Genomic DNA, 23,270 nt, shown 5'->3' on the forward strand with positions numbered 1-23,270 from the left:
CCACCCTTTCAATCTCAGCGTCATGCCCGCTTCGGTCTCGGGGTCGGGCAAGGGGACCTGGCCCGCGGGGTGGGTTGCTGGTCAGATGCGGGGCTGAGTGAACAGGCCGGGTTCGGCTTCGGTGAGGATGCCCCGTCCTCCCGGACGGCGGGCGATGCGTCAGGCGAGGGCGCGAGGGGGTTATTCAAACCGTGCACTATTCCCCTCTCGCCCTGAGGGCACGTCGCTCTCTGGCTCGTACGCGTAAGACGGGCAGCCGGCCTTCGCAGGGAGACCGGCAATATTGGCACGGAAGACTAGCGAAGTGCCGCAAGGAAGTCCGCGGATGTGGCGTGGGCACCGAAGACTCCACCCTGCATCGTGATCATTTTGAGGGCGGCATCGTGGTTTCCTTTGTCGGTCGCGCCGGCACAGTCGGAAAGCAGCAGGCACTCGTACCCCCGGTCGTTCGCCTCACGCAAAGTCGTGTGCACACAAACGTCGGTGGTAATGCCCGTCAGCACCAGATGCGTGATACCGCGGGTGCGCAGCACCAGGTCCAAGTCGGTTGCGTAGAAGCTTCCCTTACCCGGCTTGTCTATGATGACCTCCCCTTCTGCAGGGGCAAGTTCGGGAATAATCTCCCAACCCGCTTCACCGCGTACGAGTATTCGACCGCACGGCCCCGGAGACCCTATCTCGGCGCCAATCTCACGGGAACGCCATCTCTTATTGGCCGGGAGATCCGACAGATCAGGCCGATGGCCTTCCCGGGTGAAAATCACAGCCATACCGACTGCACGTACCGCTTCCAGGACAGTGACTGTCGGTTCGATGCCGACCCGAGTCAGTGAAATATCGTATCCCATCCTGTCTGCGTATCCGCCAGGGCCGCAGAAATCAGCCTGCCAGTCGATACAGAATAGGGCCGTACGTTCCGGTGCGATGTCGCCGTCAAAGGGCCATCTGTAGGGGATGGCGTCGACGGAGTTCATGCCTCTCTCCTTCTGCGTGACATTTTTCCATCCTTATGGAATATTGTCTCTGAGGAATTTCACTCCAGCAATCTGACCTCAAGGCTCGCGCGCACTGCGGGGGAGCTTCGGTCAGAGCGATTGACAGACCCCGCTGTAACTCCGCACCGCCTTGAGCAACGCCGACGGCCCCGGTACGACGTCCGGGCCCGGTAGATCACCCTGGTCACCCTGGCCTCGCGGCCCGGTCTGACGCAGATCATCCCGGCTGTCAGGACCCGGCCCGAGCCTTTCCCGGCCGCCTTGATCGGCGGCGTCCGTCCACGCCGCGGCAGAGACCTCGAGAAGTAGGCGGCACAGTGCGCTCGTTGAGCCTGCCGACGTACATGAACGGGGAGCACTCGGCCGGCGGAACCTGGGTCCGTCGGGGATGTTCACGGTCGTCCCGTACCTGGTCCTGGACCCGCCGGGTCTGCTCGCCCGGTCCGGCGGGTCCGACCGCGTTCACCCGACGTCGAGCCGGCCGCCAACCGCACGGCAGCCGGTGAGTCTTCCGACGCCGGGGCGCCGACCTGGCAGACCTGCGTCGTCGAGACAGGGCACGGGCCGGGTGGATGCCGGGACGGGCCAAGGTGATCGGCAGCTTCGGAGCCGTTCCGGACGGCTGCCGGATTTCACTTCGCGGCGTGCCGGCGGACCGTGTCGCGAAAGGCGATCGGAGTCTGTCCGGTGCGCTGGTGGAAGTACTTGCTGAAGTGGGTCGCGCTGAAGAAGCCGAGGTGGCCGGCGATGCGGGCGGCGGTCCGGTCGCTGTGGGCCAGGAGTCGCTTGGCTTCGAGGACGACGCGACGGTCGATGAACTCCTTGGCGCCGAGACCGGCGGCGGCGAGAGTGGCGCGGGAGAGGGTGCGGGCCGAGTAGCCGAGCGCCTCGGCGTAGTCCTCGACCCGGCGGGTGCGGGTGAAGTCCTTCTCCACGGCGTCACGGAAGCGCGGATAGGTGGCGTCGGGCTCGGGTGCGGGACTGCCGGCGGTGAGATGAGCCGGACGCAGGACGAGGACGGCCGGCAGGTGGCGCAGGGCGATGCCGCACAGAAAGAGATCCGCCACCGCACCGACGTGGTCGGCATCTTCCCCGACCGCACCGCCCTGATCCGCCTGGTCGGCGCGGTGCTGGCCGAGCAGAACGACGAGTGGACGGAGGCCCGCCGCTACATGGGCCCCGACCTGCTCGCCAAGGCTCGCCTCCACCCGATCGAGTCACAAACCGACGACACCGTCCTGCCGACCGAACTCACCGCATAGCGAAGCTGGCGGGCCGGTCGGGTCCAGGCTCATGCGGGGGGGCACGGCGAGTATCCGTCCGATCGCGTGGCAGCCAAACCTTCAACGCTTCGCGATGCCGCGACGAGTTCGGTCGCCTGTGCCAGTCTGTGCGTATGTCGTGCGGTCCGATGACCTCAGGACAAGCCGCAATCGCTGCTTTCGGAGAGAAGCTGATGTCCGACACCACCTGCCACATGTCGATCTCTCTCGACGGCTTCGTCGCCGGATCCGAGCAGAGCCGGGAGAATCCGCTGGGCAAGCGCGGCCAAGAGCTGCACGGCTGGCATATCGGCGACCCGCGCGCGACCGAAGCCGACAAGACGGCCGACAGCTGGCTGATGCGCCCGCGTGGTGCCTACGTCATGGGCCGGAACATGTTCGGGCCGATCCGAGGCCAGTGGAACGAGACGTGGGAGGGATGGTGGGGCCCCGAGCCCCCCTACCACGCCCCGGTCTTCGTGCTCACCCGCTACGCCCACGAACCGATCAAGATGGAGGGAGGAACCACCTTCCACTTCGTCACCGAAGGCTTCGACGCCGCTTACGCGCGGGCACTCGAAGCCGCCGACGGCAGGGGCGTGGACATCGCCGGTGGCGCTTCGACGGTTCGACAGGCACTCAACGCCGGCGTGATCGATGAACTCACCCTCGACATCGCACCCGTCCTGCTCGGCAGCGGCGAGCGCCTGTTCGACGGAGTCGAGACCTTCGGCTTCGAGCCCATCGAGGTGCTTCACTCACCGCTGGCCACTCACATCCGCTACCGCAAACGCGACGCCGGCTGAGCGGCGACCGAGCCTTCTCCCGTCTCGATCGCGGGTCTCCCGCGCGGCGGTTCCGGCTTGGCCCGCACACTGAGGTCGATTCCCGGCGCGTCACCGACCTGCCGGGCCATGACCGGTCGTGCGGGAGTGTGGTCTCCTCCCCGCCTGGCGTGCGGTGCGGGATCAGCCTGCGGTGACGCTCGATGACGCCCGCACTGGTCAACTGGGCCGGCCTGTCCGAGGGAGCGGGCAGGACGGCGGACAGTTCGGAGTATGTGGTCCGACCGCGGCGTAGGAACTCGCGGAACGAGGGCGCTGTCCGGGCGGGCCGCCGCGGGCCGTCCTGATCACCCGTCGGTGCGTGTCCAACGGCTCGGTGCGTCACGAAAACCGTCAGCCGTCGGTCGGCCGATGGGCGGGGCGGATCAGTTGCGCGTGCCGGCCGGTGGGCCGACGACGGTGGTGAGCCGGAGTTTGGTCTCGTCCTCACTGCCCGGCGCGGCGGTCATGATGACGATCTTGAGCTCCGTGTCGCCGTCGGTCAGGACATCGCAGTCCACCGTGACCGGGCCCACCGACGGGTGATCGACCCTCTTGTGGACCTCGCGGTTCGCGGTCACCTCTCCCGTCGCCCACAGCTCGGCGAACCTCTCGTTGCCTGCGTTCAGGTCGCGGACCAGCGCGGCCAGGCGGCTGTCCCGGGGGAAGCGGCCGGTGGCGCGGCGCAGATCGGAGACGAGGGCGGCGTCGGCGGTGTCGGGGTCCGTCTCGGTGACCGGCCACAGCGCGAGGGGGGTGTGATCGGCGTCCACCGGGAACCTGTCGCGGGCGAAGTTGCGCGTCCGCGGCGGCGAGGCCGAGGGGTCTCCCAGCAGGGCGGCCCACCCGTGGTTCCACCACACCAGTTGCCAGTCCGCCGCGAACACGGCCACCGGTACGTCTCCGAGGCGGACGAGTACCCGTTGCATACCGGGCGGGAGATGGTCGCAGATCGTGCCGTCCGCCGGCGGCACGATCTGGGCCAGCCGGTAGAGGTGGTCCCGCTCGGCGGTGGACAGTTGGAGAGCGCGCGCCAGTGACGCCACCACCGACGCCGAGGGTGTCGTGGCCCGCCCCTGCTCCAGGCGCACGACGTAGTCGACCGACACTCCGGCCAGGTCGGCCAGTTCCTCGCGCCGCAGCCCGACAGCCCGGCGCTTGCGGACGACCGGCAGCCCAGCGGCTGACGGGGGCAGCCGGTTCCGCCACGTGCGGATCATCGCGCCCAGTCCGGCTCCGGGGGGTGTCGTCGTCATGCTCTCCATCCTCCCGCGTCCCCGATCACACGCGGGGCGCGAGGGTGGTACTGGTCTTCCCACCGTCGAAGCGTCCCTGGTCCGGCTCCCTCGTCAAGGCAACCATCGAAGGCATGACGATCACTTTCATCACCGGAGCCAACAAGGGCATCGGCCGCGAGACCGCCCGCCGCCTCATCGCGTGCGGTCACACCGTTCTCCTGGGAGCCCGCGACCGTGAGCGGGGTGAGGAGGCAGCCGCCGCGCTGGGCGCACGCTTCGTCCCCGTCGACGTGACCGACGACGCGTCGGTGGCCGCCGCCGCCGCGGACGTCGCCGAGCACGAGGGCAGGATCGATGTCCTGATCAACAACGCGGGGGTCCAGGGACCCTTCGGTGATCCCGGCGACCTCACCGCCGCCGACGCCCGCGCCGTCCTCGACGTCAACGTCATCGGCGTGGTCCGCACCACCACCGCGTTCCTGCCGCTGCTGCGCCGTTCGGACGACCCGGTGATCATCAACGTCAGCAGCGGCATGGGCTCCCTCGCCTTCACCCACGACCCCGGCCGGTCCGAGTCGCACGTCGTCGTGCCGCTGTACGCCTCCTCGAAGGCGGCGCTGACGATGTTGACCACGCAGTACGCCAAAGGGCTCAAGGGCATTCGCGTCAACGCCGCCGACCCCGGCTACACCGCGACCGACATAAACGGTCACAGCGGCTCCCAGACCGTCACCGAGGGCACGGACGCGATCGTCGCCCTCGCCACCGAGGGGCCCGGTGCCGGCACCGGACGCTTCATCGACCGCCATGGCGAGATCGCCTGGTCCTGAGACCGGCGGTGCCGGGTCACCGGCCGTGAAGAACAGAACGGGCAGAACATCGAGACCGGTCCCGGCCAGGAGAACCGCCGCCGCCACTGGCGTCGGCGGAACCTCCGGCCGAGGTGATCAGGACGTACGAGCCGGGGCGGCACGTCGGGACGGTAACCGCCGTCGGGCCCGGTGACCGCGCGGTCCGGACGGCGCTCCACGTCTCCGCCGCCTTCCTGGTGGTCGCCGCCCTCGTCGCCGCGTTTGTACTCGATGGGACCTGTGCCTTCAAGTCGGCGGAGGCTCAACGCGATGCCTGGGATCTGGACTCCCGGCTGGAGCAGGCCGTGGACGCGCTGTGCCGGCTGCTGCCGTCCCAGCCGGACCTGCTCCTGCCCGGACGAGCCGACCAACCACCTGGACGCCGATCCGGCTCATTCCGATGTGATCAGTGGCCGTAGGCGATCAGGGACCGCGTGACAGGCTGTCGGGTCTTGTGGTCGTGCGAGTCCGCGTCGCCCAGCGGGCAGCTACGGGTGGTAGAGGGCGCGGGCGAGAGTCAGGTCGGCGAGCCCGTCCCGACCGAGGTCGAAGAAGTAGTTCACCTGCCACGCCTGCGTGCCGCGGGCCTGCCGGCTGGTCGGGGTCACCCACGGCGGGTAGACGCGGAATCCGCGCTTCCCTCCTGAGCCGTCGCAGGAGACGATGTCGCGCTCGCGCAACACCTCGCGCGGGAACACGAACTGTCCAAAACCGTCGTCGTCGCGGCAGCTGATGACGAAGAGGTCCACTGCGTCATCGGCGTCGAAGGGCCGGATCGGCCCTTCTTCGGACCGCTGCCACACGGTGACGAACTGGCCCACCTTCGCCGGGGTGGTCTTGGCCACGCGGAACCGAACCGAGCGGTCGTCGAGCGTGAACGCGCAAGCCGCGTACTCGGCACTCTCCGGTTCGGGCACCGGCGGCGAGCAGACGAAGCCGCCCGGGTCGTACACCGATGTCCTCGCTGCCAGCAGGTCACCGTGAAACCCCGTCCACGGCTGGTTCGAATCCATGCCGTCATCCTGCCATCGCGCCCGTACGCACCGCTTTGGCCCCGCATGCCGCCGGCCGGATGCCGACCCGGCCCGCCGCTCGTCGCGGACAAGGGCCTCGCCTCCGAGGAGTCAGAGGTGGCTGGGGAAGACGCAGTAGAGCCGATCGCCGAGGACGGTGAGGGCCGGGCCGGTGCTGGCGGTCGCCGCGAGCAGTTTGCTCGGGGCCCAGGCGGTGCCGTCCCAGGTGGTCCACCACAGGTTGATGTTGTTGTGGCCGCGGTAGACGCAGTGGAGTTTGCCGTCGAAAGAGGCCAGGGCGGGACGGTGGGTGCTGAAGTGGTCGTTCAGGAACCCTTTGCTGGTCCACTGTCCGTTGCGGAACACGTGGTGTTTGAGCCGGTCGCCGTTCGTGCTGCGGTGCACCAGGTGCAGGTCGGCGTTGTGGCGGGCCAGGCTCGGCCCGAGCAGTCCGGCGGAGTCGGGGATCGTGACGGGGTCGTCCCAGCCGCCCCAGCTGTTGATGGGACTGCAGACGAGCTGGTCGCTCCCGAAGGGGCGGAACACTCCGTGGAGTTCGTCGAAGATGGCGTATGCGATGTCCGGAGTCACCGTGGTGAACATGGGGCCCGATTCGGAGGAGCCGAGGTCTCCGTCGGCGTACAGGGCGTAGGTCGCCGGCCTGAGGGCGGCGTTGACGGTGACCATCTGTGTCATGCCTCCGCTGGTCGATGCCATGCCCACTCCGGCCATCGCGCCGCTGAGGATCTCCTGCCGTGGCGGGCTCCATTCGAAGCCATCGAAGCTGGTGAAGTCCAGTCGGTTGGTTCCCGGCGGGCGCACCACGCAGTGCAGGAGGCCGTTCGTGGTGGTGGTGCCGGGGTTGTCCAGGGAGTGCATGCCGGGCATGTTGTACCTGCCGGACCAGGCGGACGAGCCCTGGTCCAGGGTGATGTACTGCATGTGGCTGGGCAGCTTCCGCGCCCCGATGCGCAGGGTGTAGTGCGCGCCCTCGCCCTTGAAGTGGAAGTCGCCGCCGCGCTGGTCGACCAGGGCATCGAGGGCGGAGCGGTTGAAGGACAGCGTGCGGTGCTGGATCAGGTCGTCGTTGCCGAGGATGATGTCCAGCAGCGCTCCCATGATCGCGAACACGATGCCGACGAGCGCGGCGAGGGCGGCGTCCTCCTTCTCGCCGTGCTCCATCACGTCGACGGCCGAGTCCACGCAGGCTTCGGCGACGTCGAACAGAGAGTCCTTGATGGTCTCCCAGAAGCCGCCGCGGTCCTTCTCCCAGCACTCGATGTCGACGAAAAGGACCTCCTGGACCGTGCCGATGAACAGACCCGCGCCGGCCGGGAAAGAGCGCCGGTCGCCGTCCTCGACGGCGCCGAACTCCGGGGAGCCGTAGATGTGCTGTTCCTTCTGGTCGCTGCCGGAGGCCATCGTCCAGTAGATCTCGTCCCTGCCGCCGAACGCGGAGTCGCCGGTGCTCTTGTGGCAATGGAAGTACGGCAGATGCAGTTCGCACGACAGTTCGCTGCGGGCTCTCTCCGCGCCCTCCGGCCCCAGCACCACCGTCACCCCGCCGCCGACCTCCTCGCAGGCGGAGACGAACTCCTCGCTGTCGATCTCCGCCGGGAAGCCGCTGTCGCCGACGCGCACGACATTGGTGGTGGGCTGCGCGAGCACCTCCTTGCCGATGGCCGGGAGGTCCGCGCGCAGGTCGGCCAGCGAGTAGGAGTCGCCGAGCGTCAGTCCCGTGATCCGGTCCGGGAACGGCGTCGCTCCGCCCCGGGCACGGACCTGCTCCCAGGCGCGGCCCATCTCCAGGACCTCGTCCCCGGGCAGCAGCCTGGCCAACGCCGTCGCCAGCATCGCCTCCAGGTCCGACAACTCCTGGCCGGCCTCCAGCCGCGCCGCCGCGTGCAGTGCCACCCCCCACAGCACATTGGCCGCCGCACCGGCCTGCTGTGCCATCCCGCGCCGCGGCCTGGCACCTTCCAACTGCTCACGCAACCGCGCCGCACGTTCCTCGCGCGTCGACGTCAACTCCGGCACCGCGTTCTCCCTTTTCGTAACGGTCCTGACCGCGAGCGCGGCCACCCTCTCCGTATACGACGTGATCCGGGGCCGCCCGCACCGAACACGCCAGAGGCCGGAAGGGCAACAAGAAGTAACCACCAGACGGCTCAGCGGGCACCGTCGTCGCCGAGGTGGCCGGCCTGGCGTGCCGGGAGCGGGCGGCCGGCGCCGACCGGATCGACCCGTGCACGGCTGCCGCACGGGAGACGCCGTCGACGAAGGCCACCGGCCGTCTCCGGCCGGGTTCGCACGCGGGGTCGTGGGAGACGGTGCCGCAGCCCGCCGGTCCGATGGCAGGCGGGCTGCGGTACCCGCCGGTGGCGTCGCGGACTCGGCCCGTGATCCGCGGGCGGGGGCGAGGGGGGGAGGCCGCTACCGCGATGGGCGGCCGTGGCCGACGGGCGGAACCGGTCGGCGGGCAGGCCGGCCGCGGACCGCGGGACGGGACCGCCGGACCGGCCGCGGAGTGTGCGGCGGACCGGTGGCCTCCGTCCCCCGGACGGTCCACGGCGGTGGCCGGCCTCCCGCCTCTGCGGAAACGTGGCGGTGGCCAAGGCGGGCGCGAGGACCCCACGACCTGGGGCGGGAGAGAGACCACAATGGCCGAGTCCACCGAGCCCACCGAGCCCACCGAGTTCGCCGAGCCCACCGGGTCCAAGGCGGCTGAACCGGGCATCGCGGCGGGCAACGCCGCGGTGCGTGAGCGCTTCCCCTTCGACGACTCCCAGGACTTCGAGGACTGCGGTCGGGGCTTCCTCGGAACCGCCGAGGACACCGAAGTGCGTGGCGACGCCGGCAGCGTGTGGGGGCTGCGGGCGTACGGTTTCCTCGACCGGGAGTGTCCCGGAACCGCCAATCCCAGCCTGTGGCGGCAGAGCCGCCTGGTCGCCCGGCACGGCCTGTACGAGGTGGCGGCGGGCGTCTACCAGGTGCGCGGCTTCGACCTGTCGAACATGACCCTGGTGGAGGGCGACCGCGGGGTGCTGGTGATCGACCCGCTCATCAGCGCCGAGACGGCCGCGGCCGCACTCGCTCTGTACCGGCGCCACCGGGGCGATCGGCCGGTGACCGCCCTGCTCTACACGCACAGCCACATCGACCACTTCGGCGGTGCCCGAGGCGTGCTGAGCCAGGAGGACGTCGACCGCGGGGTGCCGGTCATCGCCCCTGAGGGTTTCCTGGAGCACGCGGTCAGCGAGAACGTCTACGCCGGGACGGCCATGGCCCGGCGGGCCGCCTACATGTACGGCGCGGCGCTGCCCAAGGGCGAGCGCGGACAGATCGGTGCCGGCCTCGGCCAGACGACGTCCACCGGTGTCGCCGGCCTGCTCGCGCCCACGGTCGACGTCACCCGTACCGGGCAGAGCGAGACCGTCGACGGCATCCGGATGGTCTTCCACCTCACTCCCGGTACCGAGGCCCCTGCCGAACTCAACATCCACTTTCCCGACCGGGCGGCACTGTGCATGGCGGAGAACGCCACGCACAACCTGCACAACCTGCTCACACTGCGCGGAGCGCAGGCCCGCAACCCGCGGGTGTGGGCGCACTACCTCACCGAGGCCATCGCGCTGTTCGCCGACTCCGTCGACGTGGCGTTCGCCTCCCACCACTGGCCGGTCTGGGGCCGCGAGCGTGTCCTCGCGTTCCTGTCCGGACAACGGGACCTGTACGCCTACCTGCACGACCAGACGCTGCGCCTGCTCAACCAGGGCCTGACGCCGTTGGAGATCGCCGAGACGATCGAGATGCCGCCGGCTCTGGAGCGGGCCTGGCACACCCACGGCTACTACGGCTCGGTCAGCCACAACGTCAAGGCGGTCTACCAGTACTACCTGGGCTGGTTCGACGGCAACCCCGCCCACCTCTGGGGGCATCCGCCGGTCGAGGCCGCCAAGCGGTACGTGGACTTCATGGGCGGCTCCGAGAACGTACTGCGCCGGGCCCGTGACTCCTTCGCCGCCGGCGACTTCCGCTGGGTCGCGCAGGTCGTCAACCACGTCGTCTACGCCGATCCCGGCAACGCCGAGGCGCGCGCCCTGCAGGCCGACGCCCTGGAACAGCTCGGCTACGGAAGCGAGAACGGCACCTGGCGCAACTTCTACCTGACGGGGGCCCTGGAACTGCGCGCGGGCTCCGTGGGCACACCGACCGTCACCAACTCGCCCGACCTGCTGGCGGCCCTGACCCTCGACCAGCTTGTCGACTCCCTGGCCATCCGAGTCGACGGCCCACGCAGCTGGGACGCGGATCTCGGCATCCGTTTCAGCCCGCACGGCGCGGACCCGCTCAACCTCCGTCTGCGCAACGGCGTCCTCGTGCACACCACCGGTACGACACCCGAAGTGGCGCGACCCGACGTCGACATCACCCTGGGCGAGGCCGAACTTCGGGCCCTCCTCCTCGGCACCGCCGACCTCGCCGGTCTCGCCGCCCGGGGCAGGGCCGAAATCGCGGGCGACCCGGGCAAGTTCACCGAGTTGCTCGGCTACCTCGAAGAACCCGACGCCGACTTCGCCATCGTCACCCCCTGACGTCCGTTCGGCGCCCGGTGGAGGGAGCAGCCCATGCCGGACCACGACGCCCCGTCCCCTGAGGGCGAGGTTCCGAGCGCCTCCTTTGGCGGAGGCGAGATCGAGGGGCCCGGCCTGCGCAACACCCTGGCCAATGAGCGCACCCTGCTGGCCTGGTTCCGCACCGCGCTGGCCCTGCTGGCCGCCTCGTTCGCCGTCGTCAGGTTCACGGACATCACCCCGCGCGCGCTGCGCCTGGCGATGGGCTCCTATCTCATCGTGCTCGCGATCGGAGTCATCGCCGCGGGCTACGCGCAGTGGCGCGGCCGGCAGGCCCGGATCCGCGGACCCGCCACGCTCGATCACGGCCTGGGCGCGCTGTCGCTCACCGTCGCCCTGTTCCTGCTGGCCGGCTTCGTCGTCGCGGCGGTCGTGGTGGCGCCCTGAGCTGGTGCCCGTTCACCGTGCCTTCGGGGGAACAGGGCCGCGGTCCCGGCGGGTTCGCGGATGCCGACGGCGGTCCGGCGGGAACTCCCGGTTGCGCCGGAGTCGTTCGCGAGACCGCGCCCGCGAGCCGGCCGCGGCCCGGCGGTCCGGCGGAGAGCCGGTCTCACGCGTGGTCGTAGACCGTGACGGCGATGCCACGGGCGCTCAAGGTCCTGCCGATGATCGGCTCGATGCGTTCCCACCTGCCGCCGGCGAGGCCGCAGCCGATGCGGGGCATGTGCACGGAGGCCTTGTCGGCAAGGGCGTGCTCGGCGACGGCCCGCAGGCAGCTTTCGACGGCGTCGTACCGGATGGGTGGACCGCCGCTGCCCGCCTTCGTCCCGCGCTGCGCGACCATGTTCGCGACCCGGATGCCGGACCGGACGCGGACTATCCGTATCGCTCCGAGGGCGAAGTCGTCACCCGCGCGCCCCCGGTGCCAGCTGCGGTACTCGCGCTCCGGTTCGGGCCAGTGACGCGAGATCGCCAGAACGAATCCCTTGCCCCGTCGACCGAGGTCGTTGCAGACGTGGGCGATGATCTTCGGGCCCTTCGCCTGCGGGTCGGTCGTGTCGCCCGCGACGATCTTCAACGGTTTCACGGATGTCATGGTCGCCTGGTCCGGGACCGGAGGCCAACGCTTTTCCGTGCCCGGCGCACCAGTTCGTCGGCGGCCTGCGGCCATCGGGGGTACCGGAAATCGAAGCCCGCCCGGGTCAGCCGGCCCGGGACGACGCGGCGGCTCTTCAGCAGCAGCTCGGTGTCGGAGCGCAGGACGAACGCGCCGGCCTCGGCCATCCACCTGGTCGCCGGGAGCCCCACCGGCACACCCCACGCGGAGCGGAGATCTCGCATGAACGCGCGCTGCGGCAAGGGGTGGGGGGTGGCCAGGTTGACCGGTCCGGTGATGTCCTCACGGTCCATCAGGAACTCCACGGCGCGCACCAGGTCGTGTTCGTGGATCCACGACACGTACTGCGCTCCGCCCGCGACCGGACCCCCGAGTCCCAGACGGGTCAGCCCCGACAGGACGGCGAAGACCCCGCCGGGGTCCGGGCTCATCACCATGGCCGAGCGCAGGGCGACCTTGCGGGTGGCGGGGGTCTCGGCCTGCCGCTGGGCCCGCTCCCACGCCTCGGCGATGCCGACGCTGTACGCCCAGTAGTCCGGTACGCCCGCCTCGCTGCCGCCGATCACGCCGGTGTCCTCGTCGTTGGGGGCGTCGAAGCGGTGCGCGTACACGGTGGCGGTACTCATCTGGAGCCAGACGCGGGGCGGTCGGGCGGCGCCCGCGATCGCGGCGCCCACGACGCGGGCGGAGTCGACCCGGGAGTCCATCATCTCCCGCAGGTTGGCCGCCGTGTAGCGGCAACTCACGCTGCGTCCGGCCAGGTTGATCACGACGTCACTGCCGTCGACGGCGGCCGTCCACGCCCCCGGGGTCCTGCCGTCCCACTGGATCTCACCCGCGCGCCCGGGGCGTCTGGTGAGAATCACGACCTCGTGGCCGGCGGCGCCGAGCGCGCGCTTCAGAACCGTGCCGACCTGTCCGGTCCCACCGGGAATCACGATCTTCACCGGCTGCCCCTCCCTCGTGTCCGGCATGAGCCTAGCCCAAGAGTTGAACGCGTTCAAAAGAGCTTCCGAGGCGGCCGCCCGGCCGGCCGCCGACAGCACCTGCCGACAACGGGACGGGTCGCCCCATGTGACCTGGGCCACACATCTGTAACCCTTCCCATCGGGCCACCTGAGGCGTACGTTCCGGGATACCTCGCGATGACGCCTCCCAAGGCGTCGGCCCGCCGAGCCTGGGACGGCGGGCCAGCGGGGGCCAAAACCGCACCGCGCGGCGCAGTCGGGACAGCACTCGGGCCGGTGATCCATGAGGGCACGTACACCTCGGCGTGGTTCGCGAGCGCCGACTGCTCGTCGGCGCTGCGGGACGAGGCGCACGGAACCCATGCCGAGGTGTCCCCACGCGTGCCGCCAACAGGCATGCGCCCGGCGGGAATCAGGCAGCGGAGCGTCCCTGCTAGGGTGCGCCGATGCCATCGATCAAGAAGATCCAGATCACCTTCGACTGCGCGGACCCCGAACGCGTCGCTCGTTTCTGGTGCGAGGTGCTGGGATACGAAGTACCGCCGCCGCCGGAGGGGTTCGCCACGTGGGGCGACTTCGATCGCTCGCTGCCGGCCGAGCGGCAGGGCGCGGCGTTCGCCTGCGCCGACCCCTCGGGGGTGGGACCGCGGCTGTTCTTCCAGCGCGTTCCCGAAGGCAAGGTCGTGAAGAACCGGGTGCACATCGACGTGCGGGTCGGCACCGGGCTCGTGGGTGAGGAGCGCCTGGCCGCGCTGGAGGCCGAGTGCGCGCGGCTGGTCGCCCTCGGTGCGGTGCGTGTGCAGCTGCTGCGTGCCGACGGCTTCGACGAGTCGTGCATCGTGATGCGGGACATCGAGGGCAACGAGTTCTGTCTCGACTGACCCTCCGCGACCGGCTCCCGCCGTCGAGGCCGGGCCGCCCGGAGCCGGGACGGCGTGGTGAGTCCGGGGTCCGGCGTGGTGAGTGCGGGGCGCGGCGTGGTCGTCGCGGGCACGCTCGGGCATGAAGCGCGGGCGGGTGCGCGCACGGGGCCGGTGGGCGCACGACACGCGGCCGCGACCAGGACCGTGGCGAAGGAGTGGCCCGTGGCGCGTCCGCTCCGCCCGCGAGCCGCCCACGGCCTCTCGTGGGGTCGGCCCGCCGCCGCGGCTCATGGGACGCGCAGGGCCAGTAGGGCGACGTCGTCGTTCTGGACATCGCTCATCCGGTTGAGCAGCTCGTCCCCGAAGACGGCCAGTGGCTCGCGGGCGAGTGCCGCCGCGTGCTGGCGCAGCCGGGTCAGGCCGCGGCCGATGTCCTCGCCGGGGCGTTCGACCAGGCCGTCGGTGTACAGGAGGAGGGTGGCGCCGGGCGGCAGGGTGACGGTCGCCGTGTCCCGCTTGAGCGCGGGGTCGACCCCGAGGACGGGAGCGTGCCCTTCTTCCAGCAGCAGGGTGCGGCCGTCGGGCTGGGCCAGCAGGGGCGGGAGGTGGCCGGCGTTGGTCCAGGTGAGCCGCCACGGGCCGGCGTCGGGTGTCTCGATGCGCGCGATGACGGCCGTCACCAGCTCGATGCTGGTCAGCCCCTGCATCACCCTGTCCAGGCGGCACATGATGCCCGCCGGGTCGTCGCCGCCGCTGTCGTAGGCGAGCGCGCGCAGCATGTTGCGCAGTTGCCCCATGCGCACGGCGGCGGCCAGGTCGTGGCCGACCACGTCTCCGATGGCGAGGACGGCCGTGCCGTCGGGCAGCGGGAAGGCGTCGTACCAGTCGCCCCCGACCTCGGCCCGTTCCCGGGCGGCCAGGTAGCGGGTGGCGAGCTGGAGGTGGCCCAGGCCCGTCAGGTCGGGCAGGAGGGAGAGCTGGAGCTGCTCGGCGGTGTGCTCCTGAAGCGCGTACAGCCGGGCGTTGTCCAGGGCGAGGCCCGCGCGGTGTCCCAGGTCGGCGGCGAGCGCCTGCTCCTGCTCGTCGAACGCCGGGGCGCCCGTGCGGCGGAGGAAGGTGAGGGCGCCCAGTTCCTGCCGTCGTACGCGCATGGGCACGATCAGGGCGCTGTGGGCGCCGAGCGTGCGGTACAGGGCCCACTGGGCGGCGCGCAGCGGGTCGGCCGGGTCGGGTTCGCCGAAGTCGGTGATCAGGACGGGGCCCGCGCCGCGCAGCACCTTCGCCAGCGCGCAGGCGGAGTCGTCCGGGCCGGGGAGCAGACCGCCGGACAGCACGCGCAGGGCCCGTTCGGTGTCCCGGTCGGTGACCGCGAGACGGCGTACCCCTTCGCCCTCGACGACGTCCACGACGCAGGCGTCGGCCAGCTGGGGGACGACCAGTCGGGCGAGCCTGCGCAACGCCTCCGGCGCGTCCAGTCCGGAGGCCAGGGCGCCGCTCACATCGGCGAGCAGCCGCAGCCGGGCCGCGGCGACCTCCGGCGGCAGCGCTTCGGACGGCACTGCCGCCGGCGTCGTCTCTCGTTTCATGACGCTCCTCCGGGCGTCCGTGGGGCGGCGGGGCGCGGCGCGGACCCGGGGGGGCGCGCACGGCGAGCCTCATCGCCGTCATACGCACCGATGCCCCGCCGGGGCGCCGCGCAATCCATCCTCACCCCCCCGGCCACCGGCGTCGGGTGCGGATCGCCTCCTGGCCCCTTCGGCGTGAGCCGGACGCCTTGCGGCGCCGATCTTCGGGGCACACTATGGGTAGGCGCCGAACGCGCCGGTGATGGGGCTCACCGCAACCGCGGCGACATGCCGCTGACGGTCCCTGGTCGAACGGATATGACCAGGAGGAGCCATGGCCACACCCCCCGCGTCGCACTCCCCCGCCCTGCCCGGCCCCCGCCCGTCCGAGCCGCGCCACCGGGCGGCTCCCGCCTCCAGGAGGACACAGTGGAGTTCGATGTGACCGTGGAGATCCCCCAGGGGTCCCGCAACAAGTACGAGATGGACCACGAGCTGCACCGCATCCGGCTGGACCGGCTGCTGTTCACCTCCACCAAGTATCCGGCGGACTACGGCTACGTCGACGGCACCCTGGGCCGCGACGGGGACCCCCTGGACGCCCTGGTGCTGGTCGGAGAGCCGACCTTCCCGGGGTGCACCATCGAATGCCGGGCCGTCGGCATGTTCGTCATGAAGGACGAGCGCGGCCCGGACGAGAAGGTCCTGTGCGTGCCCGCCCACGACCCCCGGTACGCCCCCGTGCAGGACATCGGTGACATCTCGGAGTTCGACCGGCTGGAGATCACCCACTTCTTCGAGGTGTACAAGGACCTGGAGCCCGGCAAGTCCGTCGAGGGCTCGCACTGGGAGGGCCGCGAACAGGCGTACGCGGAGATCGAGGCCTCCCGGGCCCGAGCCCGGGGGACGGGCACCTGACCCATGACCGCGCGGGCCCCCGAGACGCACGCTGCCGGGATCCTCGGCTCCGGTGGCCGCCCGGTGCGCCGAGGCACGGCGCCGGCGAGTTCCCGCCCGGTCCCGCCGGCCGGCGGGACCGGATCGCGTCACCCCGGAACGGGTTTCCGGTCCGGGTGGGCCGGGTCGAGGGTGAAGAGCGTGCCGTCGGAGGTCGCGAGGACCAGCGCGCCCTTGTCGAACCACACGGTGGGCAGCAGCCCGCTGTCCAGCACCTCCGCGCGGGCCGAGGACTCCCACAGCACGGTGCCGCGGGCCGCGTCGAGGGCGGCCACCCGGCCGCTTCCGCCGGCCAGGTACACGGTGCGGCCGGCCGGGTCCACCGAGATCTGGCCCGGCGTCTCCAGGGTCGTGTGGCTCTGCCACAGCTTGGCCCCGGTCACGGGCGAGACGGCCGTGACCATGCCGCTGGAGGTGGCGAAGTAGAGCGTGCCGTGGGCCAGGGCCGGAATCCCTCCCCGGTACCGCTCGGGCAGCGGTGTCAGCGCGCGCCCGCCGGTGCGCGGGTCGACCCGCACGATACGGGTGCAGATGAGGTCGGGGCTGTCGGGGACGGGGGTGTCGGCGGATTCCACGAAGACCAGCCTGCCGTCCAGGACGCCGACGAAGCTCCGCTGCTGGGCGGGGGACGTCAGGGTGCGCGCGGAGCCGTCGGCGGGGTCGACGAGGAGGAACTTCGTGGTGTGCGAGCCCTCCGCCCGGATGAGGCACTCCACGTACGGGCGGCTCCCGGCGGCGAGCGGGTAGCAGTCGTACCCGGCGGGTACGGGGATCCGCCCGCGCACCGTTCCGTCGCGCGCCGAGCGTACGGTCACCGCGCCGCCGTCGCCCTCCTGCGTCATCGTCACCCCGGCGGCGTAGGCCGAGCCCAGGCTGTCGGTGCGCACCGGGTGGGACCACAGCCGGGTGCCGTTCGCGGCGTCGAGCGCGAGGACGGACTGCGACCGTCCCGTGCCGCCCGAGCCGGTGACCGTCAGCTCCACGAGCACCACGCCCTCGTACGTGCCGAGGACGTTCGTGACGTACCGGTCGGCCGGGATCCCGGCGGGTGCGATGCCGGAGCGCCACAGGGTGCGTCCGGTGGTGGCGTCGATCCGTTCCGGGAGGAGCGCGCTGCCGGCGCAGTAGAGGGCACCGCCGTCCGGTACGCAGGCCGGTGCCCTGTTCCCCTCGTATCCGGGCGCCTTCCTCACGCCCTTCTCGGCGTCGGCGAACGCGGTCGTCTGCCACGGTTTCCAGCCGGCCGGGAGTGCAGCCCAGCGCCCGGGGGCCGTGGAGCCGGCCCGCTCCGTGCCGCCGCCGTCGGCCGGCGAGCCGAGCAGGAGGTAGCCGGCCAGGGCCGCGGCCAGCACCGCGGGCAGGACCAGCAGCACGCGCGGTGCGCGCCGTCGCGGGCGGCGGTCGGCGGTGGTGGTGGCGCCGTCGGGGAGCGGGCCGGCGGGGCGCACGGAGGGCAGCCGCAGCGTCATCGTGCCCGGTTCGCCCGGTGACGGCTCCGGCAGGGACTCGGCGAGCTCCTTGGCCAGTTGGTCCGGTGCGGGCCGGTCGGCGGGGTCCTTGGCCAGGCAGCGCTCCAGCACCGTGCGCACCGATCCGGTGACCCCGTCGAGGGCGGGCTCGTTGTGGACGACCCGGTAGCCGGTCAGATAGGGGCTTTCGGCGTCGAAGGGGCCGCGTCCGGTGACGCACCACACCAGGAGCGCGCCGAGCGAGAAGACGTCCGAGGCGGGGCCGACCGTGCGGGCGTCGGTGAACTGCTCCGGGGACATGAAGGGCGGGGTGCCGATCACCTGCCCGGTCTCGGTGAGGGTGTGGTGGCTCTCCACGGCCCGGGAGATACCGAAGTCGATGACGCGGGGCCCGTCCTCGGCCATCAGGACGTTGGCCGGTTTCAGGTCGCGGTGCACCACCCCGGCCCGGTGGATGTCGCGCAGCGCCTCCACCAGGCCCAGCGCCAGCGGCCGCAACTCGGCGATGCGCAGGGGGCCCTGGTCACGGACACGGGCCGCGAGGGACTGACCGGGCACGTACTGGGTGGCCATCCAGGGCGAGGCCGCCTCCGGGTCGGCGTCCACCACGGCGGCGGTGAAGGCGCCGCTCACCCGGCGGGCGGCCTCGATCTCCTGCCGGAACCGGGCCCGGAAGACGGGGTTCTGGGCGTATTCGGCATGGACGACCTTGACGGCGACCTCGCGTCCGGAGCGCGATCTGCCCCGGTAGACCCTGCCCATGCCGCCGGCGCCGAGCCGGTCGGTCAGCTTGTAGCCGCCGACGGATCCCGGGTCGTCCTTGTGCAGCGGCACGCGCCCCTCCCCTGGCCTCACGGCAGTTCCGGCCGCCAGAATACGGAACGCCGGCGCGCGGTCGGGCGGGCGGCGGACGGACCGGGCGGCCCTTCGCAGAAGCATCACACTCAAAGACGGTGCCGCCGTGTTCCCGTGCGATCCGGCCGTGCCCCGCGGGACTACTTCGCCCGCGGGGCAAGGCCGGATCGTCAGGCGGTTCCCGTGCGGTCCTCACCCGTCCCGCCGGCGGGCCGCACACCCGCCTTGTCGACCACGGCGTGGGCGAGTTCGGCCGTGCTGGACAGCGGGGTGCCGGCCTTCCCGTACGACGTGTCCCTCGTCAGGTAGCTCCGGGAGCCGAGGAAGGAGTAGTCCCTGGTGTCGAAGACCCACTCGGTGCGCACGCCGTAGCGCGTGTCGTCGCGGACGATGCCGAGGCCCTGCCGGCCGATGGCGTCCCGCGCCCGCGACGTCCGGTCGACACCGGGGATCTTCGCCGCGGCCTGGTAGAGGGCCGAGGCCGTGCGGGGCGGCGTCACTCCGCCGAGCAGGTTGCCGATCTGCTCGAACACCGCCTGGTCGCGTTCGCGTCCTTCGACCGCGGGCGTCTTGGCGTACAGGTAGGCGAGCAGCTTGTCCGGGTCGGTGGGCAGGGAGGCGAGCCAGCGGTACGTGGGCCGGGTGAGACCGGCCGGAGTGCCCTTGGTGTCCCCCAGTTCGGCGTTGATGGGAAGGGTCTCGCCGTCGGTGCGGAACAGGCCGAGCCTGTGCAGCGGACCGGGCTGCTGGGACAGCCACGTCTCGTAGTCCTTCAGCGGGCCGACGACGGCCTTGCCGCTGGTCACATCGGCCTCACGGACCTTCTCCCGGGTGTAGGCGAACTGGTCGTCGCGGACGGTGAGCGTGTCCCGGTCCGCCGCGGCGTCGGAGATGCGGTGCAGCAGGGCGGCGGCGGGCCGCATGTCCGCGGCGGCGGGCCGCCCCGCGGTGGCGCGCTGCCCGCCGTTGCCGGTCAGGACGGCACCCGCGGTCACCGCGGCGGCCAGGGCGAGCGCGGCCGCCGAGGCGACGAACGCGGGCCGCAGCAGGGGCCGGGCGCGCCGGGCGGGCGCGGCGGTGGCTTCGGGGGTGGCGGCGCGTGCGGGGGTGGCGGCGCGTGCGGGGGTGGCGGTGGTGGCGGATTCGGCCTGGGCGCGGTCGATGTGTCGCATCAGCAGATCCTTGTGACGAAGGTGCTGCTCGCGCGGGAGGTCCCAGTCGGCCGGGGCCGGCAGCAGACGGGCGATCTCGTCGCGGTCGTCGTGCCGCGCCGGGGAAGCGTGACGGTCGTTCATGTGAGTTCCTCCCGCACGGGCAGGGCCGCGAGCGCGGCCACACCGGTTACCTCTCCGCGGCGGACCTGGGGTTCCCGGTCCCGCGCGGCGCTCTCGTCCGCGAACCGGGCGAGCTTCCCGCGGGCGCGCGAGAGCCGGGACCGGACGGTTCCGACCGCGATGCCCAGCGCTTCGGCGGTCTCCTGGTAGTCCAGCCCGGACCAGACGCACAGGGCGAGGACCTCGCGCTCCTGCCGCCGCAGCCGGCCCAGCGCCGCGTGCACGGCCCGGAGCCGACGCGCGTCGTCGATGCGCCCGGCCGAACGGGCGGCGAAGTCCTCCACGTCCGGGGGCGGCAGCCGGCGCGCCAGGAACATCTGCCGCCGCCAGGTGCTGCGGCGCGCGTTGTCCGCCTTGTGGGTGGCGATGCCCAGCAGCCAGGGCAGCAGCGAGCCGCCGTCCTCCTGGACCCGTGCACGCGAGCGCCACGCGGTCAGAAACGTCTCTGACATGATCTCCTCGGCCGTCGACCAGTCACCGGTCAGCCGCAGCCCGTGGTTGTACACGGGCCGGGCGAACTCCTCGTACAGCTGGGCGAACGCCTCGCGATCCCCCTCGCGTACGCGTCGGCGGATGTCGTTCTCTGACTTGTTCACACTCACTTCTCTCCGCACGACGCGGAGGGTTCCTGTGTCGTACGTCACGGCGGCGCGCCGCTACGGGCGACCCCCGGAGCGTACGGCCCCGCCAGCACGCCGGCCGGCTCGATCGCGGCCCTCCTTCGCCGTCAGTCGGTTCCGGCGGCGAGGACCCGGCGCACGGCGAGCGTGGCCGAGTGGACGGCGGCCTCGCTGTTGGGGCGCAGGGCCAGCCAGTCGCCGGCGTAGTCGACGCGGCGCAGCGGGCGTTCGAGGAAGGACCGGCGCAGCCGCAGCGCGGCCGGTGCCGCCTCCGGCAGGCCGTGCGGCCAGCGGGCCACGAAGGCCGTGCGCGTCGAATCGGTGAGACCGGGCAGATAGCGCTCGGCGTGCGCGCCGAGTTCGCAGACGATCTCGTCGTCCGTTCGTCCCAGCAGCCGTGTCGACGCGTAGGGGGAGGCGAACAGGCTGATCAGACCGCGTCCGGGCGGTACCCTGGCGGGTGCCTTGACGTGGTCGAGGATGGCCCCGGCGAACACCCGGTCCTCCACCGCGGGCACTTGCAGTCCGTAGCAGGGCCGGCGGGTGGGGCTCGGCAGGGGACGGTCGAGCAGGCACGACACCTTGAGCATCGGGCGGTAGGTGCTCGCCGTCAGATAGGGGCGCTCGTCGTCCGGGACGTCGGCGTGGAGCGCGAGCGCCAGGGGCGCGGGTACGGCGAGGACGACGTGTCCCGCGGTGACCGTCGTACCGTCGGCGAGGTCGAGGCGTGCCGTGCGCGGGCCCGGCTTGACGGCGAGGGCGGCGGTGCCGGTGGCGACGTCCAGCCGGTCCGCGAGCGCCCTGGCCAGGGTGTCCATGCCGTCCCGGTACGCCACCCAGCGCTCTCCGGCACCGCCGACGGCGAGCAGCAGCACGGCCATCGGCCCGATCGCCGAACGCTCGGGCCGCCAGCCGAAGAAGGTCCCGGACATGGGCTGCAACAGGCGCTCGTACAGGTCGCGATGGTGGCGGCGGGCGTACTCCTCGACGGTCCGGTCGCCGAACGGTGTCGACTCCGGGTGCTCGGGGTCGAAGCGCTCGCGGTGGCGCAGGAGTGCCGCGGTGAAGCGCAGCCAGGACAGCCGGCCGCGCCAGGACATGCCCGCGCCGGTCAACAGCCCGGCCGGATGGCCGAAGTCGGGGCGGGCGCGGCCGTCGCGCCAGACCGCCATGCGGCCGCCCACCGGCACGACGGCGTCGGCGGACAGGCCGGCCGCGCGGATCAGCCGCCACGTGGCGTCGTAGCCGCGGGTGGCGATCTGCTCCGCGCCCTCGTCCAGGACGTACCCCTCGTGGCGTCGTGCGGCCATCCGCCCGCCGACCCGGGGGCCCGCCTCGAACACGCGCACCGATCTGCCGGTGCGCGTCAGGTGGAAGGCGGTGGCCAGGCCCGAGATCCCGGCTCCGACCACGGCGACGTCGACGTCTGTGTCGGCCATCTGCTGTTCTTCCTCGCGTAGTTGTAAGGCGGTCCGGCGCGGCCGAACCCGCCCACGCCGTGGTGGGCGGGGCGGGTGCGCGGCCCGCCGAGCAGCCGGTCCCGCGGTTCCCGGCGCCGTACCTCTCCCGTCGCGGTGAGCGGGAGCCGGTCGAGGGGCGGCCGGACGGGTTCGGGTCGGACGGTCAGGCCGTGGCGGCGCACAGCACGTTGGCGGCCACGAGGGCGACGACCAGGACCCGGTGCGCCCGGATGCCGATCAGCCGCCCGCGCAGCACGTCGCCGCGCACCATGCCGACCGTGAACTGTGCGGTGCGGGCCGCCGTCACGGGGAGCAGGGCCAGCGGGAACCACCAGGGCGCGATCCCGAGGACGGCCGCCGTGACGATCACCGCGGTCTCCAGGGCGGAGAGCGCGCCGATGAGGACGGCGTTGCCGCGGCGGGAGAGGAGGCAGGCGGCGGTGGGCCGGCCCACCGCGCGGTCTCCGGCGATGTCGTTCGTGTTCGAGTACACGCCGAAGAGGAGGGGCCCGAGGCCGAACAGGAATCCCTCCACGGCGGCGAGGGCGGTGACCTGGCCGGTGAGCAGGCCGTACAGCGGCAGCACGAAGGCCCAGCCGACGGCGGCGAGGAACACTTCCTGGAGCCCGTGGTAGCCGAGCCGCAGGCCCCAGGAGTACTGGGGCACGAGGAGGGCGGCGGCGACGACGCCGAGCACCGCCCACGGCGGCCGGTGCGGTGCGAGCGCCAGTGCCGCCGTCCAGCACAGGACGCCGACGGCGATCGCGGCGCGGGCGAAGCGGAGGGCGTCCGCCTCGGTCAGGGTGCCGGCGAGGAGGGGTTTGCGGGCGAGCCGGCGTACGGCGGCGTCCGTGCCGTAGTTCGCGGCGTCGCTTCCGTCCCGGTACCCGGTGACGTCGTCGTACGCGACGGCGGCGCCCACCAGGCACAGCTCGCCGAGCAGGAAGGCCGCGAGGGTCGGCCAGGACGTCGCGTCGGGCATCCGGCCGCCGCTCGGTGGCAGCAGCGACACCACGACGACCAGGCTCAGGTAGTAGTCGACCATCCCGAGCTTGGCCAGCCGGAGATAGGCGGCCAGACGGGTGCGCGGGGGCCGGACGGGGTGGAACGCGACGGCGGGCGGCGGGTCCACGGGGGCGTGTCCCGCACCGGGCTCGGCGACCGCGACGGCCGACGTGGGGGCAGAGGGCTTCACCGAAGCTCCTGACGTGCTGGAACGTACGTGGCTGTGGGCACCGGCAGCGGTCGTCTCGCGGGACGTGGTGATCCCTCGGGGGCACCGACTCGGCGCCGGGCGGGCCCACT

The 23,270-nt window shown here is 72.1% G+C and carries 18 protein-coding genes and 2 pseudogenes; 7 read left to right on the forward strand and 13 right to left on the reverse strand.

What is annotated here, in order from left to right; all coding sequences use genetic code 11:
• Positions 1-296: 296 nt before the first annotated feature.
• Positions 297-974: a biuret amidohydrolase gene (gene biuH / locus VT52_RS30660; protein WP_046426076.1), complete on the reverse strand. Its 678-nt coding sequence runs from the start codon at positions 972-974 to the stop codon at positions 297-299.
• 653 nt (positions 975-1,627) lie between these two features.
• A pseudogene (locus VT52_RS30665) lies at positions 1,628-2,035 on the reverse strand (helix-turn-helix transcriptional regulator); the annotation flags it as partial.
• A 12-nt stretch (positions 2,036-2,047) separates the two neighbouring features.
• On the opposite strand from VT52_RS30665, the pseudogene VT52_RS30670 reads away from it, so the two are divergent.
• Positions 2,048-2,257 (forward strand): annotated as a pseudogene (locus tag VT52_RS30670) (transposase); the annotation flags it as partial.
• 194 nt (positions 2,258-2,451) lie between these two features.
• Entirely contained in the window at positions 2,452-3,063 is a 612-nt protein-coding gene (locus VT52_RS30675; protein ID WP_046426080.1) for a dihydrofolate reductase family protein, read from the forward strand.
• 404 nt (positions 3,064-3,467) lie between these two features.
• Here the strand turns inward: VT52_RS30675 and VT52_RS30680 are convergent, their stop codons facing one another.
• On the reverse strand, positions 3,468-4,346 hold the full coding sequence (locus VT52_RS30680) for a helix-turn-helix transcriptional regulator (RefSeq protein ID WP_046426082.1): 879 nt from the start codon (positions 4,344-4,346) through the stop codon (positions 3,468-3,470).
• Between the two features lie 104 nt (positions 4,347-4,450).
• Between VT52_RS30680 and VT52_RS30685 the strand changes: the two genes are divergently transcribed.
• On the forward strand, positions 4,451-5,149 hold the full coding sequence (locus VT52_RS30685; RefSeq protein WP_046426084.1) for an SDR family NAD(P)-dependent oxidoreductase: 699 nt from the start codon (positions 4,451-4,453) through the stop codon (positions 5,147-5,149).
• 509 nt (positions 5,150-5,658) lie between these two features.
• On the opposite strand, the gene VT52_RS30695 is transcribed toward VT52_RS30685, so the two are convergent.
• Together VT52_RS30695 and VT52_RS30700 are read right to left on the reverse strand one after the other, a co-directional pair.
• Positions 5,659-6,183: a MepB family protein gene (locus tag VT52_RS30695; RefSeq protein ID WP_046426087.1), complete on the reverse strand. Its 525-nt coding sequence runs from the start codon at positions 6,181-6,183 to the stop codon at positions 5,659-5,661.
• A gap of 111 nt (positions 6,184-6,294) precedes the next feature.
• On the reverse strand, positions 6,295-8,220 hold the full coding sequence (locus VT52_RS30700; protein WP_143070943.1) for a hypothetical protein: 1,926 nt from the start codon (positions 8,218-8,220) through the stop codon (positions 6,295-6,297).
• Between the two features lie 623 nt (positions 8,221-8,843).
• Between VT52_RS30700 and VT52_RS30705 the strand changes: the two genes are divergently transcribed.
• Both VT52_RS30705 and VT52_RS30710 read left to right on the forward strand, forming a co-directional pair.
• Positions 8,844-10,778: an alkyl/aryl-sulfatase gene (locus tag VT52_RS30705; protein WP_046426090.1), complete on the forward strand. Its 1,935-nt coding sequence runs from the start codon at positions 8,844-8,846 to the stop codon at positions 10,776-10,778.
• Between the two features lie 33 nt (positions 10,779-10,811).
• Positions 10,812-11,204, forward strand: coding sequence for a YidH family protein (locus VT52_RS30710; protein ID WP_046426094.1), 393 nt, complete (start codon positions 10,812-10,814; stop codon positions 11,202-11,204).
• A gap of 163 nt (positions 11,205-11,367) precedes the next feature.
• Here the strand turns inward: VT52_RS30710 and VT52_RS30715 are convergent, their stop codons facing one another.
• On the reverse strand, positions 11,368-11,844 hold the full coding sequence (locus VT52_RS30715) for a macro domain-containing protein (RefSeq protein ID WP_079175389.1): 477 nt from the start codon (positions 11,842-11,844) through the stop codon (positions 11,368-11,370).
• Positions 11,845-11,849: 5 nt separating this feature from the next.
• Entirely contained in the window at positions 11,850-12,821 is a 972-nt protein-coding gene (locus VT52_RS30720; RefSeq protein WP_046426099.1) for a TIGR01777 family oxidoreductase, read from the reverse strand.
• A gap of 467 nt (positions 12,822-13,288) precedes the next feature.
• On the opposite strand from VT52_RS30720, the gene VT52_RS30725 reads away from it, so the two are divergent.
• The gene (locus VT52_RS30725; RefSeq protein WP_046426101.1) at positions 13,289-13,723 is read left to right on the forward strand and encodes a VOC family protein; all 435 of its coding nucleotides are present in this window, start codon (positions 13,289-13,291) and stop codon (positions 13,721-13,723) included.
• A 269-nt stretch (positions 13,724-13,992) separates the two neighbouring features.
• Here the strand turns inward: VT52_RS30725 and VT52_RS30730 are convergent, their stop codons facing one another.
• A complete protein-coding gene (locus VT52_RS30730) occupies positions 13,993-15,291 on the reverse strand; it encodes a PP2C family protein-serine/threonine phosphatase (RefSeq protein ID WP_046426103.1) in 1,299 nt (432 codons plus the stop codon).
• 408 nt (positions 15,292-15,699) lie between these two features.
• Between VT52_RS30730 and VT52_RS30735 the strand changes: the two genes are divergently transcribed.
• The gene (locus tag VT52_RS30735) at positions 15,700-16,188 is read left to right on the forward strand and encodes an inorganic diphosphatase (protein ID WP_046426105.1); all 489 of its coding nucleotides are present in this window, start codon (positions 15,700-15,702) and stop codon (positions 16,186-16,188) included.
• A gap of 128 nt (positions 16,189-16,316) precedes the next feature.
• On the opposite strand, the gene VT52_RS30740 is transcribed toward VT52_RS30735, so the two are convergent.
• From VT52_RS30740 to VT52_RS30760, 5 genes are all read right to left on the reverse strand, one after another.
• Complete coding sequence (locus tag VT52_RS30740; RefSeq protein WP_046426108.1) at positions 16,317-18,530, reverse strand: protein kinase domain-containing protein; 2,214 nt, start codon at positions 18,528-18,530, stop codon at positions 16,317-16,319.
• 191 nt (positions 18,531-18,721) lie between these two features.
• Positions 18,722-19,846 (reverse strand): CU044_5270 family protein, encoded by a 1,125-nt coding sequence (locus tag VT52_RS30745; RefSeq protein WP_046426110.1) that lies wholly within the window; start codon positions 19,844-19,846, stop codon positions 18,722-18,724.
• Positions 19,843-20,460 carry an RNA polymerase sigma factor gene (locus VT52_RS30750; protein ID WP_046426127.1) on the reverse strand — a complete coding sequence of 206 codons (618 nt, stop codon included), beginning with the start codon at positions 20,458-20,460 and terminating at the stop codon, positions 19,843-19,845. Before VT52_RS30750 ends, VT52_RS30745 begins: the two co-directional genes overlap by 4 nt.
• Before the next feature lie 152 nt (positions 20,461-20,612).
• Positions 20,613-21,944, reverse strand: coding sequence for a protoporphyrinogen/coproporphyrinogen oxidase (locus VT52_RS30755; protein WP_046426111.1), 1,332 nt, complete (start codon positions 21,942-21,944; stop codon positions 20,613-20,615).
• Between the two features lie 184 nt (positions 21,945-22,128).
• Positions 22,129-23,160 (reverse strand): UbiA family prenyltransferase, encoded by a 1,032-nt coding sequence (locus VT52_RS30760; RefSeq protein ID WP_240509944.1) that lies wholly within the window; start codon positions 23,158-23,160, stop codon positions 22,129-22,131.
• Between the last annotated feature and the right edge of the window lie 110 nt (positions 23,161-23,270).

Source organism: Streptomyces malaysiense (assembly GCF_000980885.2).
Taxonomy (GTDB): Bacteria; Actinomycetota; Actinomycetes; order Streptomycetales; family Streptomycetaceae; genus Streptomyces; species Streptomyces malaysiense.